Genomic DNA, 15,511 nt, shown 5'->3' on the forward strand with positions numbered 1-15,511 from the left:
CCCGCCTAGAAGCGATACACGAAGCCCAATCGCAGGCCGGCGTCGGTGAAGTCCACGTTGCCGCTGAAGCTGTCCTTGACCGCATCGGCCTCGATCCTGGTGAAGGTGTAATCGAGCAGGAAGCCGGCGCGCTCCCACGGGAACCACTCCACGCCCGCGCGACCGAAGTAGACGTCGGCATCGACGTCATCCACGTCCGCCGAGAAGTAGCCGGCGTCGGCGGACACCCGCCACTGCTCGGCGGGCGTCCAGCGCCAGGCACCGCCAATGGTCGGCGCCGGCACATCGGCCGATACCTTGCTGCTGACCGCACCGCCGCCCTGGTTGCCACCCGCATCCACATCCAGTGCGATGCCCAGCTCCATGCGGTACCAGACCAGGCCGACCCGCGGGCCAAGCGCCCAGCGCTCCTGCGATGCCGCCCACCAGGTGTACGAGGCCTCGTAGGCATCGATGTCCACGTCGGTGCGCACGGTGCTTGAGGCCGCGTAGCGCGTTCCATCGAAGTCGATATCGCGGTTGATCACGCGGGTGGCGTCGGCGCTCTGGGTGTAATAGGAGATGGCGAACTCATGGGCGTCCCACGGACGCCAGGTGAGACCGACGTTGGCCACCACGTTGTCGTTGCCCAGGCCCAGATCGCGGTGCAGGTTGATGTCGGTGCCCTGCCTGCCATCGCCATCTGCGCGGAGCTCGGTGTCGAACGAGGTGACGTAGCCGCTGATGCGTGCACTGAAGGTATCCAGCGGCTCCACCGCGCGTGCCTGCGGTGCGATGGCCAGCAGGGCCACGGTGGCGATGCCGAGGGTGAGGACGTTGGTGCGGAACGGCAGGGAGAGCAACATGGCTGGTTCTCCAGGGTGACCGAGCTCGGAGTGAACGTCAGGGTGTCCGCCAACTGGGCTCCATGGTCCCTCCGCGGCAACGCTTTGGAAAGGTGATTCAACGCGCTTTGGGTCAGTAAATGTACTGGCCTGTGCAGCCAGCCATGGGCTGGCTCTACGGGTTGTGCAGCCAGCCAACCGGTTCGCCGCCGTGGCGGGTTGCGGTGGCGCGGTACAGTGGCCGCTCCTTTCGCCCGCTGGCTGTCGCATGGACTTTCTGGTCAACATCGACGTCGACAACCTCGACACCGCGCTGGCGTTCTACACGCGCGCCTTCGGCCTGCGTGCGGGCCGACGCTTCGGTGCCGACGGGGTGGAACTGCTCGGTGGGCCCGCGCCAATCTACCTGCTGGTCAAACCCTCGGGCACGTCGGCCACGCCACAGGTGCGTGACCGGCGCGACTACCGGCGGCATTGGACGCCGCTGCACCTGGACTGGGTGGTGGACGATCTGGATGCGGCACTGGCACGGGCCGTGGCCGCGGGCGCACGCGTGGAGCAGGCACCGGTGACGCACGCCTGGGGACGCATTGCCCTGCTTGCCGATCCGTTCGGCCACGGGTTCTGCCTGCTGCAGTTCCTCGGGCGCGGCTACGACGCCATCAGCGGCGACTGATCAAGGCGAAGGGTCAGCGCGACTTGAAGCGGTAGATCACCGAATCGGATGCGGGCCGCGCCAGCGACTGCCCCGCCACCGCCACCACGGGCAGCTCGTAGGCGCCGTTGCGCAGCAGGCCTTCATGCCTGAAGCGCGCATCGAACTGGGCTTCCACCGCGGGTTGGTCGATGTCGTGGTAACGCACCGGCACGTTGGCGGCCTGCAGGTCTGCCAGCATGCGCCGCGTAAAACCGCAGCCATCGCGGCCGTAGACATCCACTGCCGGGCCGCGCACGGTCTGCGCCGGCGGCACGGAGATCGGCATCGCTGCGGCGTCGCGGGCCAACTGCGCGCGCGACGGAAAGAACGTGCGCTTGGCGTGCAGCAGCCCGCCGGCCAGTCCCAGAATCATCAGCAGTACGATGGTGCGGTTCATCGACAGTCCGTGTCCCCATGCAATGCGGGCGACGCTATCACGCCGCCCGCATCGCCCTCAATCGCTTTCGCGCAGCATGTCCACGAACGCACGCAGGGCCGACGACATCTGCCGCTGCTGCGGGTAGTACAGCACCCAGCCGGCGAACGGCTCGCTCCAGTCCTCCAGCACCGCCACCAGCCGGCCCTCGTCCAGATACGGGCGCGCCGCATCTTCCAGCACGTAGGCCAGGCCGAGGCCGTCGAGCACTGCCTGCAGGATGGTGTGCTGGTCGCCGAGGGTGAGCCGCCCCGGTACGTCGATGTCCAACGCCTGGCCATCGCGCTCGAACTGCCACTTGTACAGATGCCCGCTGGCGAAGCGGAAGCGCACGCACTCGTGCTGCGCCAGCTCGCGCGGATGCTGCGGCACCGCCCGCTCATGCAGATAGGCAGGCGACGCCACGATCAGCCCGCGCAGCGGCGGGCCGAGCGGCACCGCCACCATGTCCTCGGGCACGAACTCATGCAGGCGTACGCCGGCGTCGTAGCCCTTGGCCACGATATCCACCAGGCCATCGTCCTGCGCCACCTCCAGCCGCACGTCCGGGTGGGCGCGCAGGAAACGGGCGAGGCGGGGACCCAGCTGGGTGTGCACCGCCGCGCGGGTGGCGTTGATGCGCAGCAGGCCGGCCGGCGCGGCACGGAAGTGATTCATCTCCTCCAGCGCGTCATGCACCTGGCCCAGCGCCGGCTGCAGGCGCTCGAGCAGACGCTGTCCGGCCTCGGTCAGCGCCACGCTGCGGGTGGTACGGTGGAACAGACCCACGCCCAGCCGTTCCTCCAGCGCGCGGATCGCATAGCTGACCGCCGAGGTGGACAAGGCCAGCTCCGCGCCCGCACGGCGGAAGCTGCGGTGACGGGCCACGGCCGCAAAGGCGGCCAGGTGGGTAAGGTTGTCAGTGGCCATGATTGTGCAGTCTGCCTTGATGAATCATGCCGATATATTGACTGTATACGCGCGGGTAGCGGGCGTATTGTAAAGCGCCTTTCCACAAATCCCAGGATAACCCCATGTCCCTCGCCCATGGCTATGCCGTGCACGACCAGACCGCGCCGCTGGTGCCGTTCTCCTTCGAGCGCCGCGCCGCAGGTCCCGACGACGTCCGCATCCAGATCCTCTACAGCGGCATCTGCCACTCCGACCTGCACCAGGCCCGCGACGACTGGGGCGGCGCGCAGTTCCCGATGGTGCCGGGCCACGAGATCATCGGCCGGGTCACCGAGGTCGGTGCCAACGTCACCCGCTTCAAGGTGGGCGACTTCGCCGGCGTCGGCTGCATGGTCGATTCCTGCCGCCATTGCGATGCCTGCGACCATGACCTCGAGCAGTACTGCGAAAAGGGCCCCACCTACACCTACAACAGCACCGAACGCGGCAGCGACCAGCTGACCTACGGCGGCTATTCGGACCACATCGTGGTCGAGCAGCGCTTCGTGGTGAAGGTGGCCGACACGCTGGACCTGAAGGCCGCCGCGCCGCTGCTGTGCGCCGGCATCACCACCTACTCCCCGCTGCGCCACTGGAAGGTCGGCCCCGGCCAGAAGGTCGGCGTGATCGGCCTGGGCGGGCTGGGCCACATGGGTGTCAAGTTCGCCAAGGCGATGGGCGCCACCGTGGTGATGATCACCACCACCCCGGAAAAGGGTGCCGATGCCAAGCGCCTGGGCGCCGACGAAGTGCTGGTGTCGCGTGATCCGGCGCAGATGAAGGCGCACGCCAACAGCTTCGACTTCCTGCTCAACACCATCCCGGTCAGCCACGACACCAACCCGTACATGTCGCTGCTCAAGCGTGACGCGACCATGTGCCTGGTGGGCGTGATCACCGGCCTGGACCCCGCGTTGATGGGCAGCAGCGTGATCTTCGGCCGCAAGCACGTCACCGGCTCGGCGATCGGCGGCATGGCTGAAACCCAGGAAATGATGGACTTCTGTGCCGAACACAACATCGTCAGCGATGTGGAAGTGATCGACATCAAGACCGTCAACGAAGCCTGGGCCCGCATGGCCAAGAACGACGTGCGCTACCGCTTCGTGATTGACATGGCAACGTTGGCGGCATAACGGCGCCGCTCTACCAGGTGACTTGCGTCACCTGGTAGAGCGACGCCATGCGTCGCTGCCCTTCCCCACCGCCCAACGAGATGCATGGGGGGCGGCCGGCGGGTAGCCCCCGTAGGGACGCTAGAAAACATGGATGTTTTCTAGCAGCCTACATGGGTGAAGGCGCACTGCTTGCGAGGCACTGCCTCGCGTGCGGCTGAACGACCAGCCGCTGGCGGCTGGGCCGGGCCGCGGAGCGGGACTTGCGGCGTGTCCCGTAGGGAGCTGCCCGTCGGCCGTCCCGGCACGTAGCAACTGAGACGCCTGCTTTCCGCCGCAAAGCATCAGTAAGCAAACTGCTTGAACACCGGGTCCACGCTCTGGTTCCACTCACCGTGGTACAGCGCCAGCTTGCGATCGGCCGGGGTCAGACCGGAATCGACGATCTCCTGCAGCACCTCCAGGAACTTGCTTTCATCCTGGCCATCGGCATTGCGTGCCGCACGGCGCTTCAACCCGGCCACCGCGATCTTCAACGCTTCGCGCGACAGGTCCAGCACGGTGCCGTTGCGGAACGGCAGCTTCAAGCCCTGCTTCGGCACGCCATCGCGCAGGACATTGCGCTCCACCAGAGTGAAATCGCGGACCAGGTCCCACGCCGCATCCAGCGCCGCATCGTCATACAACAGCCCCACCCAGAACGCCGGCAGCGCACACAGCCGGCTCCACGGCCCCGCATCGGCACCGCGCATTTCCAGGTACTTCTTCAACCGTACTTCCGGGAACGCCGTGGTCATGTGGTCCGACCAGTCGCGCAGCGTCGGCAACTGGCCCGGCAGCACCGGCAGCTTGCCCACCATGAAATCGCGGAAGCTCTGCCCGCTCGCATCGTGGTACGTGCCGTCGCGGTAGGAGAAGTACATCGGCACATCGAGCAGGTAGTCCACGTAGCGCTCATACCCGAAGCCATCCTCGAACACGAAGTCGAGCATGCCCGTGCGGTCGTTGTCGGTGTCCGTCCAGATGTGCGAACGGTAACTCTGGAAGCCGTTCGGCCTGCCTTCCGTGAACGGCGAATCGGCGAACAGCGCCGTGGCGATCGGCTGCAGCGCCAACGACACACGGAACTTCTTCACCATGTCCGCTTCCGTGGCGTAATCCAGGTTGACCTGCACCGTGCAGGTGCGGGTCATCATGTCCAGGCCCAACGAGCCCACCTTCGGCATGTAGTCGCGCATGATGCGGTAGCGGCCCTTCGGCATCCACGGCATCTCCTCGCGCGTCCACTTGGGCTGGAAGCCCATGCCGAGGAAGCCCAGCTGCAGCTCCGCCGCCACCTGGGCCACTTCATTGAGATGCGTACCCGTCTCCACGCAGGTCTCGTGGATGCTTTCCAGCGCCGCGCCGGACAGCTCCAGCTGCCCCGCCGGTTCCAGCGTGACCGACGCGTTGTCGCGCAGCAGCGCGATCGTGTGCCCGTTCTCCTGCACCGGCGCCCAGCCGAACCGGGTCAACCCGGTGAGCAGCGCTTCAATGCCGCGCTCGCCATCGAACGTGGGCGGACGCAGGTCGTCCAGGCGGAAGCCGAACTTCTCGTGCTCGGTGCCGATGCGCCACTGCGCCTTGGGCTTTTCGCCGGAGGCCAACGTGGCGACCAGTTCGTTTCGGTCGGTGATCGGCGTCTCGGCGACGTGGCTGGGGCTCGACAAGGGAGGGCTCGCAGGGATTCTGGTCTGGACGGGGATGTGGGGCTCAACACCCCGCATCGCAAGGGCGCAGTATAGGGTGGCCGCTCCGGCCGTCATGCCACCGTGACGGTTTTCTGCATCCTACCGGGAACCCCTTGACGCTGCCGATACCCGGCGGCGCGTGCCCGCAGGCACGCCGGCACGGGCCGGCCAGTTGTTCGATACTGCACGGTAATGGACATGCCCCTCTACCCCGATCCCCTGTTGACCGAGATGGCCAGCCTGGCCGACTGCCAGCGCGCCGATGGTTACGCCTGCATCACCGCGCGCCGCGAACACGGCGCGCAGTCCGTGGAGATTCCGCAGCCGCAGTTCGCCATCCTGCTGCAGGGGCGCAAGCAGGTGTCCACCGCGCATCAGTCGTTGCATCTGGTGCCCGGCGACCTGTTCCTCATCACCCGGCGTTGCCGCATCGACGTGGTCAACACGCCCGATCCGCAGACCGGCCTGTACCTCAGCGCGATCGTGCCGTTGTGCGCCGAGGCACTCTCGGCGGCACGCACGCTGTGGAACGAGCCCCTGCCCGACGCCGGCGACGCGCTGGCGAAACTGCCGCTCGGCGACCATGCCGACACGCTGCGCCAGTGGCGGCAGGCACTGGAACACGCGCAGTACAGCGAGGCGCGGCTGGCCTTGGCGGCGCTGGTGCTGGCGTTCTGCCGGCGCGGCCACGGCAGCCTGCTGGTGCCGCCCGAACCCAGCCTGGGCGAGCGCATCCGCGACCTGATCGCCGCGCAGCCGGAGCGCGACTGGCAATCGCGTGATTTCGAAGCGCAGCTCGGCCTGAGCGGCGCAACGCTGCGCCGCCGGCTGGCCAACGAGCAGGCCAGTGTGCGCGAGCTGATCGCCGATGCGCGGCTGGCCCATGCCATGAACCTGCTCTACACCACGCAGCTGCCGCTGAAGACCGTGGCCGCGCGTGTCGGCTACCGCTCGCTGGGCAGCTTCAGCCGCCGCTTCGCGGCGCGCTACGGGCTGGAACCCGCCGCGATCGGCAACAGCTGACACCACGGCGAGCGGATCGCGGCGCATTCTGAGCGGAACGCGGCGCGGCCGGCGCGCAGCATGGGCACACCGCGGCGCTGCCGCCTGTATGGAAACTGCCATGTCCTTCCCCCGTATGCGCCTGCTTGCCGCCGCCCTGCTGCTGGCCGCTGGCCCTGCCCTTGCCACCACCACGCATCACCCGCAGGCGCAGGTCCCCGGCGTCTATCACCAGCAGGTGGGCGAACTGGAGGTCACCGCGCTGTTCGACGGCACCGTGGCACTGGGCCGTACCGAACTGGTCGGTATCGCGCCCGGCGCGGTGACCCGCCTGCTCGACCACCGCTATGTGCCCGAAGACGGCAAGGGCCTGCAGACCGCGGTCAACGCCTACCTGGTCCAGCGCGGCGATCACCTGACCCTGGTCGATACCGGCACCGCCGGCTGCTTCGGCCCCGGCCTGGGCCAGGTGCTGGGCAACCTGCGCAAGGCGGGCTACGACCCGGCCGAGGTGGACGACGTGCTGTTGACCCATGCGCACCCGGACCACCTGTGCGGCCTGCTCGATGCACAGGACCGGATCGCGTACCCCAATGCCACGGTATGGCTGTCCGAGGCCGATGCCGCCTACTGGCTGGACCCGGCCAGCGAGGCCGGCGCGCCACAGGGCGTGCGCTTCGCGTTCGCGCTGGCCCGCAAGGCGGTGGCGCCGTATGCGGCATCGGGTTCGCTGCGCCGCTTCAGCCCCGGCCAAGCGTTGCCGAACGGCGTGACCGCGCTGGACAGCCACGGCCATACCCCGGGCCATGTGTCGTGGAAGCTGGACGGCGGCAACGGGCAGTCACTGCTGGTGTGGGGCGACATCGTGCATTTCCATGCCGTGCAGTTCGCCCAGCCGCAGGCCGCGTTCGACGCCGACAGTGACCGCACGGCCGCCATCGCCAGCCGCCGCACGATGATGGCGCAGGCCGCCGACCAGGACTGGTGGGTGGCCGGCGCACACCTGCCGTTCCCCGGGCTGGGCCATGTGCGCCGCGAAGGCGATGCGTTCGCGTGGGTGCCGGGCGAATACGCGCCGTTGCCGACGCGGTAACACCCGACCGTTGGTCGGGTGGCCGATTCGGTGGCCGGTTACGGCGCCTCGGGCGCCGGCGGGTTCAGTCCCAACCACCCGCCGATGATCCCGCGGGCCTCGTCGACACCCTGGCGGGCGGGGCCGGAGAAGGTCTGCACGCTCACGGTGTCGCCGAAAGAGGACTGCAGCTCCTTGCGCACCTTCTGCAGGGCGATGCCCTGCTGGCCACGGCCGAGCTTGTCGGCCTTGGTCAGCAGCGCGTGCGCGGGAAGCCCGCGCTGCACCGCATAGGCCAGCATCTGCCGGTCGTAATCCTTGAGCGGGTGGCGGATGTCCATCACCACCACCAGCCCACGCAGGGCCTCGCGGGTGCGGAAGTACTGGTCGATGAAGGCCTGCCAGTGCGCCTGCAGGTCCAGCGGCACCTTGGCGTAGCCGTAGCCGGGCAGATCGACCAGCTTGGCGTCCGGGGTGACTTCGAAGAACACCAGCTGCTGGGTGCGGCCGGGGGTCTTGGAGACCCGGGCCAGGCTGTTCTGGCGGGTCAGGGCGTTGAGGGCACTGGATTTGCCGGCGTTGGAGCGGCCGGCAAAGGCCACTTCGGCCCCCATATCGTCCGGCAATTGCCGGGTATTGTGGGCCGAGAGCAGGTAATGGGCACGTTCGAGGAGCAATGACATGGGCATAGGATCGCATGTCCGGGGCGGCCGCGTGCTGTCGGCGGCGGGTTTTGCCGCACTGCCGCGTTGACCCCGGCGTGAAACGGCATGGATAATCGGCCGATCCCCGCGAGTGCAGCCTGCACCCGCCAGGCCGGTCCACACGGAGCTTCCGCATGCGCCATGCTCGCGTTCTTGCCGTTTCCGCTGTTGCTGTCTCGTTGCTGGCTGCCGTTGCGGTCGCCCAGACCTCGATCACCCCGCTGCCGGACAACGGGCCCATAAGGACTGCCTCGCTCGACGTCGATTTCAGCAAGACCACCTGGGGCGATGCCAAGGCCGGCCAGACCAAGGCAGCCGCGTGCGCGGCCTGCCATTCGGCCGACGGCAATGCCACGGTGGAGATGTACCCGAGCATCGCCGGGCAGAGCGAACGCTACGTGGCCCAGCAGATCGCGCTGATCGCCAACGGGCAGCGCACCTCCGGCGCCTCGGCGGCGATGGTGCCGTTCGTGCAGGACCTCACCCCGCAGGACATGCGCGACATCGGGGCGTATTTCGCCACGCAGAAGGCCAGCGCCGGGCTTGCCGACGACAGCGTGGTCAGCGAAGGACCGTACAAGGACAGGAAGTTCTACGAGATCGGCCAGCAGCTCTATCGCGGCGGCGATGCCCAGCGCGGCATTCCGGCGTGCATGGCCTGCCACGGTCCGACCGGCGCGGGCAACCCGGGGCCGGCCTACCCGCACATAGGTGGCCAGCACGCCTCCTATGTGTCGCGCCGGCTGCAGGAGTACCAGGCCGGGGTCACCCAGGAAACCGACAAGGCCCACTTCCAGATCATGGCCAGCATTGCCAAGTCGCTGACCGAGCAGGAGATCCAGGCGCTCGGCAGTTACCTGCAGGGCCTGCACAACCGCGCCGACGACGTCGCGGCGGCGGCGGCAGCAGCGCGGCCGGCGGCGCCCTGAGGGCCACGCGTGCCGATCCGGGACCGATGACAGATGCGCCCCGCCCAGGCGGCGGGTTATGTTCACCGCCACGCCGGCACTGGGCCGGCGTTGTTTTTTCCGATGGAGATGGAAGTAGATGACGTTGATGCCCCGCCTGATGCTGTTGCTGCTGGCCCTGAGCCCCCTGTCCGCGCTGGCCGCGCCCGCCCCCGCCGCACTGGTGGAAGGCGACGATTACGAGGTGATCGCCACACCGGGTCCGTTCGCGCCGCTGGCCGGCAAGATCGAAGTGGTGGAAATGTTCGGCTACACCTGCCCGCACTGCGCCCATTTCGAACCGCAGCTGGAGGCATGGGCGAAGAAGCTGCCCAAGGACGTGCGCTTCACGCCGGTTCCGGCTGCGTTCGGTGGCCCCTGGGATTCCTTCGCACGCGGCTACTACGCGGCCGACCAGCTGGGCGTGGCCAAGCGCAGCCATGCGGCCATGTTCGACGCGCTGCATGAGAAGCGCACGCTGCCGATGCAGAACATCTCCCCCGACGAACTGGCGGGCTTCTACAAGGACTACGGCGTGACCGCCGAGCAGTACACCGCCGCCCTCAAGAGCCCGGCGGTCGAGCAGAAGGTCACCGTGGCGCGGGACTTCGCGCGCCGCACCAAGGTGCCGGGCACCCCGGCGCTGGTGGTCAACGGCAAGTACCTGGTGAAGGGCGACTCGTTCGAGGACATGCTGCGCAACACCGACGCCCTGATCGCCCGCGAGCGCGCCGCGAAGGCTCGCTGAACCATCACGCACCCTGCACGCGGCGCCTCGGTGACCGCGTGTCATCATGCCCCCCTGGCTGGCGCCCGACGCGCCGGCCCCAACATGTCCACCTGCTGGAGACGCTTCGATGAAGACCCGTTTCGCCCTCATTCTGATGGCACTGCTGCCGATCCTGGCCGCGTGCAAGGCCCAGGACGGCACCGCCAACACGGCGGCCCCGACCGAACCGACCACCCCGAGCGCCGCACCGGCTGCCGGCACTGCGCCGACCACGCCTGACGCCGCTCCGGCCGCCAGTGGCGAAACCGCCGCTGCCGAGACCGCCGCTGCCGACGCCACCACCCCGGCACCGGCACCGGCTTCGTCGCAGCCGACCGGTCCGGCCCCGGTGGAAGGCACCGATTACCTGGTGATCGCCGACGGCAAGCCGTTCCAGCCGGCCACCGGCAAGATTGAAGTGGTGGAAGTCTTCGGCTTCGTCTGCCCGGCCTGCGCCGCGTTCCAGCCGCTGATCGGGCCGTGGAAAGCCGGCCTGCCGAGCGACGTGAACTTCGTGTACGTGCCGGCCATGTTCGGCGGCACCTGGGACAACTACGCCAAGGCGTTCTACGCCGCACAGGCGCTGGGCCTGGAAGACAAGACCCATGAAGCGCTGTACACCGCCATCCACGCCGACCAGAGCCTGAAGGGCGAGCGCGGCCGTGACTCGGTCGAAGACATCGCCAACTTCTACGCCAAGCACGGTGCGGATCCGAAGCAGTTCGCCGCCACCATGTCCAGCTTCGCGGTGACCGCCAAGACCAATGCCGCCAAGAAGTTCGCGCTGGCCAGCAAGATCGAAGGCACCCCGTCGGTGATCGTCAACGGCAAGTACCTGGTCAAGGGCAAGAGCTTCCCCGACATGCTGCGCATCGCCGATCACCTGATCGCGCGCGAACGCGCCGCCATGGCGCACTGAGTTCCCAAGAGCCCGCAACCGCCGTGACTTCCCCCAACACGCGGACGCTGCGCCTGCTGACGGCCAACATCCAGGCAGGCTCAAGCACCCGCCGGTACAGCGACTATGTGACCCGCAGCTGGTCGCATGCGCTGCCGGCGGGACGCAAGCGCACCAGCCTGGATGCCATCGCCCAGCTCGCCCGCGGCCATGACATCGTGGGCTTGCAGGAGGCCGACCCTGGCAGCCTGCGCTCGGGCTTCACCAACCAGACCCACTATCTGGCCGAGCGCGCCGGGTTCAATTACTGGAGCCACCAACCCAACCGCCGCATGGGCGGGGTGGCGTCCAGTGCCAATGGCCTGTTGAGCCGGCTGGAGCCGGTGGAAGTCCAGGACCATGCCCTGCCCGGCCGGATCGGCGGGCGCGGCGTGCTGCTGGCCAAGTTCGGCGACGGCACCCGCGGCCTCGCGGTGGCGGTGGCGCACCTGTCGCTGGGCACCAATTCGCGGATGTCGCAATTGGCATTCATCGCCGACCTGCTGTCCGACCATCCCAACGCGGTGCTGATGGGCGACTTCAACTGCCTGGCCGAGCGACCGGAAATGCAGGTGCTGTACCAGAAGACCACCCTGCAGCCGCCCGGCTGCGCGGTGCCCACCTTCCCCAGCTGGCGCCCGGATCGGGCCATCGACCACATCCTGCTCAGCACCGGCCTGCAGCAACGCAGTGCCGAGGCGGTGCCGGCCGCATTCTCCGATCACCTGGCGCTGGCCATGTCGATCGACGTGCCCAGCGAGGCCTTGCGGTAAGGGGTGTAAACAGGGTGTCCACAGTACGTATGCGCTAATGCTCGGCGTCTGCCGGCAACGGCACTGTGAGCCCCTTCATCCATGAGCATCGTGGAGACGCCTCCCAGCGAGGTGCGCACGCTTCGACCCGTCTTCCTGCTTGCCGCCACCGTCGTGGCGGCATTTGCCATTCTGGTCACCGCATTTCCCGTTCCGTCCGGCGTGCTGCTGCTGGAGGCGCAGACGTGGGCGTCGCGCAACGTCGGCTGGTACTACCTGCTGGCCATGACCCTGTACCTGGTGTTCGTGGTGGGCGTGGCGCTGTCCGGCTATGGCCAGGTGAAACTGGGTGCGGACCATGACGAGCCGGAATTCAGCTACCTCTCGTGGGCCGGCATGCTGTTCGCTGCCGGGATCAGCATCACGCTGTTCTTCTTCTGCGTCTCCGAGCCGCTCACCCACTACCTCATGCCGCCACAGGGCGGCGTCGGCAGTGGCGAGGCCAGCGCGCGCCAGGCCATGCAGCTGCTGTTCCTGCACTGGGGCCTGCACGGCTGGGGCGTGTTCGCGCTGGCCGCCATGGCGCTGGCCTACTTCGCCTACCGCCACAACCTGCCGCTGGCATTGCGCTCGGCGCTGTACCCGTTGATCGGCAAGCGCATCAACGGCCCGATCGGCTACACCGTGGACGCGCTGGGCATCGTGGCCACCGTGTTCGGCCTGGGTGCGGACATGGGCTTTGGCGTGCTGCACCTCAACGCCGGCTTGAACACCCTGCTGCCGGTGCCGCACGCGGCGTGGGTGCAGGTGGGGCTGATCGTGCTGATGATGGGCGCGGCGATCACCGTGGCGGTGTCGGGCGTGGAGAAAGGCGTGCGCTGGATGTCGGACATCAACATGCTGCTGGCCATCGCGCTGCTGCTGTTCATGCTGTTCGCCGGGCCGACCCAGTACCTGCTGAGCACCTTCATGCAGAACCTCGGCGACTACCTGGGCAACGTGGTCGGCAAGAGTTTCGACGTGTACGCCTACGGCGGCCGTGCCGACTGGCTGGGCAACTGGACGGTGTTCTACTGGGCCTGGTGGATCGGCTGGGCACCGTTCGTGGGGCTGTTCATCGCGCGCATCTCGCGCGGCCGCACCATTCGCGAGTTCGTGCTCGGCGTGCTGCTGATCCCGCTCGGCTTCACCCTGGCGTGGCTGTCGATCTTCGGCAACAGCGCGCTGGACCAGGTCCTGCACCACGGCCAGGGACACCTGGCGCAGATGGCCGTGGATAACCCGCCCACCGTGCTGTACGCACTGCTGGACGGCTATCCCTGGAGCCGCACGCTGATCACCGTCACCGTGATCGTCAGCTTCATCTTCTTCGTCACCTCCGCCGACTCCGGCACCGTGGTGCTTTCAACGCTGTCCTCGCATGGCGGCGCACCCGAAGACGATGGCCCGCGCTGGCTGCGCGTGTTCTGGGGCGTGATGACCGCGTTGGTTACCGCCGGGCTGCTGCTCGCCGGCAGCATGGACGCGCTGAAGTCCGCCGTGGTGCTGGCCTCCTTGCCGTTCTCGGTGGTGTTGCTGCTGATGATGTGGGGCCTGACCCGAGCGCTGGGCGAGGAGTCGCAACGCAGGAAGGCGTCGCAGTACTCGCCCGTTCCGCTGGCCGGGCAGTCGCGCCACCAGCGTGGCTGGCGCCAGCGCATCACCCAGGCCGTGCACTTCCCGGTCCGCGACGAGGTGTACCGCTTCATGGACACCGACGTGCGCCCGGCGATCGAGGCGGTGGCCACGCAGCTGCGCGAACAGGGCCTGGACGTGCACACCCACTTCGAGCCGGGACAGATGGAGCTGATGGTGGACCACGGCGAACAGCAGGTCTTCCGCTACCAGGTGGTGATGCGCGGCTACCTCACTCCCTCCTTCGCCGCGCAGCGCTTCCGCAACCAGCGCTACTACCGCGCCGAGGTCCACCTCTATGAAGGTGGGCAGGATTACGAGCTGGTCGGCTACAGCCGCCAGCAGATCATCAACGACATCATCGACCAGTACGAGCGCCACCTGCAGTTCCTGCATCTGACCCGTTGAACCCGCTGGTCTCCCGACGCAACAGGAGTCATCGACATGTCCTCCCTTCCCGACCAGCTGCTGTACATCGGCGGCCGCTACGTTCCCTCGCAGGGCAACCGCACCTTCGAGGTGGTCAACCCGGCCACCGGCGAGGTGCTGGCCAAGGTGCACAGCGCCAACAGCGACGATCTCGACGCCGCCGTGGAAGCCGCCCAGGCCGGCCAGAAAGTGTGGGCCGCGCTGACCACGGTGGAGCGCTCGCGCATCCTGCTGCGCGCGGTGGCGCTGCTGCGCGAGCGCAACGATGCGCTGGCCGAACTGGAAACCCTCAACACCGGCAAGCCGCTCAGCGAGACGCGCACGGTGGACATCGTCACCGGCGCCGACGTGCTGGAGTACTACGCCGGGGTGATGCACGGGCTGGAAGGCAGCCAGGTGCCGCTGCGCGAGGGCAGCTTCTTCTACACGCGGCAGGAGCCATTGGGCGTGGTGGGTGCGATCGGTGCGTGGAACTACCCGATCCAGATCGCGCTGTGGAAGGCCGCGCCCGCGTTGGCCGCCGGCAACGCGATGATCTTCAAGCCCAGTGAAGTCACCCCGCTCACGGCGCTGAAGCTGGCCGAGCTCTTCACCGAGGCCGGCCTGCCCGATGGCGTGTTCAACGTGCTGCCCGGCGACGGCGCAGGCGTGGGAACGGCGCTGACCGAGCACCCCGGCATCGAGAAGATCTCGTTCACCGGCGGCACCAGCACCGGCCGCAAGGTGATGGCCAGCGCCTCCAGTTCCACGCTCAAGGAGGTCACCATGGAGCTGGGCGGCAAGTCGCCGCTGATCATCTGTGCCGACGCCGACATCGGGTTGGCCGCCGACGTGGCGATGATGGCCAACTTCTACAGCGCCGGCCAGGTCTGCACCAACGGCACCCGCGTCTTCGTCCCGCACAGGCTGCTCGCGGACGTCGAGAAGGCGCTGAGCGAGCGCGTGGCGCGCATCCGCATCGGCGACCCGCTTGATGAGGACACCAACTTCGGCCCGCTGGTCAGCGCCGCGCACATGCGCCGGGTGCTGGAGCATATCGACAGCGGCAGGACCGAGGGCGCGCGGCTGGTCTGCGGCGGCACGCGCCTGGGCGACGGTGCACTGGGCAAGGGCTGCTACGTGGCGCCGACCATCTTCAGCGACTGCCGCGACGACATGCGCATCGTGCGCGAGGAGATCTTCGGGCCGGTGCTCAGCCTGCTGTCGTATGAAGACGAAGCCGAGGCGGTGCAGCGTGCAAACGCGACCGAGTATGGCCTGGCCGCCGGCGTGGTGACCCGCGACCTCAGCCGTGCGCACCGCCTGATCCACCAGCTGGAGGCCGGCATCTGCTGGGTCAACTGCTGGGGCGAGTCGCCGGCGACGATGCCGGTGGGTGGCTACAAGCAGTCCGGTGTGGGCCGCGAAAACGGACTTGCCACGCTGCGCGCCTACACCCGCACCAAGTCCATCCAGATCGAGCTGGACCGCTACGCGTCGGTGTTCTGAACCGG

15 protein-coding genes are annotated in these 15,511 nt (G+C 68.1%); 10 read left to right on the plus strand and 5 right to left on the minus strand.

The genetic code is table 11. The features are described from left to right. Positions 1-5: 5 nt before the first annotated feature. Positions 6-845: a hypothetical protein gene (locus AC3ITN_RS16275; protein ID WP_489391178.1), complete on the minus strand. Its 840-nt coding sequence runs from the start codon at positions 843-845 to the stop codon at positions 6-8. Positions 846-1,092: 247 nt separating this feature from the next. Between AC3ITN_RS16275 and AC3ITN_RS16280 the strand changes: the two genes are divergently transcribed. After that, complete coding sequence (locus AC3ITN_RS16280) at positions 1,093-1,500, plus strand: VOC family protein (RefSeq protein ID WP_313347606.1); 408 nt, start codon at positions 1,093-1,095, stop codon at positions 1,498-1,500. A gap of 13 nt (positions 1,501-1,513) precedes the next feature. On the opposite strand, the gene AC3ITN_RS16285 is transcribed toward AC3ITN_RS16280, so the two are convergent. Together AC3ITN_RS16285 and AC3ITN_RS16290 are read right to left on the minus strand one after the other, a co-directional pair. Further along, on the minus strand, positions 1,514-1,918 hold the full coding sequence (locus AC3ITN_RS16285) for a glutaredoxin family protein (protein WP_489391179.1): 405 nt from the start codon (positions 1,916-1,918) through the stop codon (positions 1,514-1,516). 57 nt (positions 1,919-1,975) lie between these two features. Next, entirely contained in the window at positions 1,976-2,866 is an 891-nt protein-coding gene (locus AC3ITN_RS16290; RefSeq protein WP_489391180.1) for a LysR family transcriptional regulator, read from the minus strand. A gap of 104 nt (positions 2,867-2,970) precedes the next feature. Here AC3ITN_RS16290 and AC3ITN_RS16295 point away from each other — a divergent pair, with 104 nt between their 5' ends. Beyond that, the gene (locus AC3ITN_RS16295) at positions 2,971-4,023 is read left to right on the plus strand and encodes an NAD(P)-dependent alcohol dehydrogenase (RefSeq protein WP_489391181.1); all 1,053 of its coding nucleotides are present in this window, start codon (positions 2,971-2,973) and stop codon (positions 4,021-4,023) included. 323 nt (positions 4,024-4,346) lie between these two features. Here AC3ITN_RS16295 and AC3ITN_RS16300 read toward each other — a convergent pair whose 3' ends face one another. Next, positions 4,347-5,711: a glutamate--cysteine ligase gene (locus tag AC3ITN_RS16300; RefSeq protein ID WP_489391182.1), complete on the minus strand. Its 1,365-nt coding sequence runs from the start codon at positions 5,709-5,711 to the stop codon at positions 4,347-4,349. Between the two features lie 219 nt (positions 5,712-5,930). Between AC3ITN_RS16300 and AC3ITN_RS16305 the strand changes: the two genes are divergently transcribed. After that, positions 5,931-6,755: a helix-turn-helix transcriptional regulator gene (locus AC3ITN_RS16305; protein ID WP_489391183.1), complete on the plus strand. Its 825-nt coding sequence runs from the start codon at positions 5,931-5,933 to the stop codon at positions 6,753-6,755. A 100-nt stretch (positions 6,756-6,855) separates the two neighbouring features. Next, complete coding sequence (locus AC3ITN_RS16310) at positions 6,856-7,827, plus strand: MBL fold metallo-hydrolase (protein ID WP_489391184.1); 972 nt, start codon at positions 6,856-6,858, stop codon at positions 7,825-7,827. Between the two features lie 38 nt (positions 7,828-7,865). On the opposite strand, the gene yihA is transcribed toward AC3ITN_RS16310, so the two are convergent. Further along, positions 7,866-8,489: a ribosome biogenesis GTP-binding protein YihA/YsxC gene (yihA, locus tag AC3ITN_RS16315; protein ID WP_489391185.1), complete on the minus strand. Its 624-nt coding sequence runs from the start codon at positions 8,487-8,489 to the stop codon at positions 7,866-7,868. A gap of 155 nt (positions 8,490-8,644) precedes the next feature. Between yihA and AC3ITN_RS16320 the strand changes: the two genes are divergently transcribed. The 6 genes from AC3ITN_RS16320 (at position 8,645) to betB (ending at position 15,506) form a co-directional block, all read left to right on the plus strand. Continuing rightward, on the plus strand, positions 8,645-9,439 hold the full coding sequence (locus tag AC3ITN_RS16320; protein ID WP_313347619.1) for a c-type cytochrome: 795 nt from the start codon (positions 8,645-8,647) through the stop codon (positions 9,437-9,439). 118 nt (positions 9,440-9,557) lie between these two features. Further along, complete coding sequence (locus AC3ITN_RS16325; RefSeq protein WP_489391186.1) at positions 9,558-10,205, plus strand: thiol:disulfide interchange protein DsbA/DsbL; 648 nt, start codon at positions 9,558-9,560, stop codon at positions 10,203-10,205. 109 nt (positions 10,206-10,314) lie between these two features. Beyond that, positions 10,315-11,145, plus strand: coding sequence for a thiol:disulfide interchange protein DsbA/DsbL (locus AC3ITN_RS16330; RefSeq protein ID WP_313347622.1), 831 nt, complete (start codon positions 10,315-10,317; stop codon positions 11,143-11,145). Between the two features lie 53 nt (positions 11,146-11,198). Continuing rightward, a complete protein-coding gene (locus AC3ITN_RS16335; protein WP_313347667.1) occupies positions 11,199-11,936 on the plus strand; it encodes an endonuclease/exonuclease/phosphatase family protein in 738 nt (245 codons plus the stop codon). Between the two features lie 90 nt (positions 11,937-12,026). Next, on the plus strand, positions 12,027-13,997 hold the full coding sequence (gene betT, locus AC3ITN_RS16340) for a choline BCCT transporter BetT (RefSeq protein WP_489391187.1): 1,971 nt from the start codon (positions 12,027-12,029) through the stop codon (positions 13,995-13,997). Between the two features lie 36 nt (positions 13,998-14,033). Further along, the gene (gene betB, locus AC3ITN_RS16345) at positions 14,034-15,506 is read left to right on the plus strand and encodes a betaine-aldehyde dehydrogenase (RefSeq protein WP_489391188.1); all 1,473 of its coding nucleotides are present in this window, start codon (positions 14,034-14,036) and stop codon (positions 15,504-15,506) included. Positions 15,507-15,511: the final 5 nt, after the last annotated feature.

Source organism: Stenotrophomonas sp. KH_036_B, assembly GCF_057839485.1.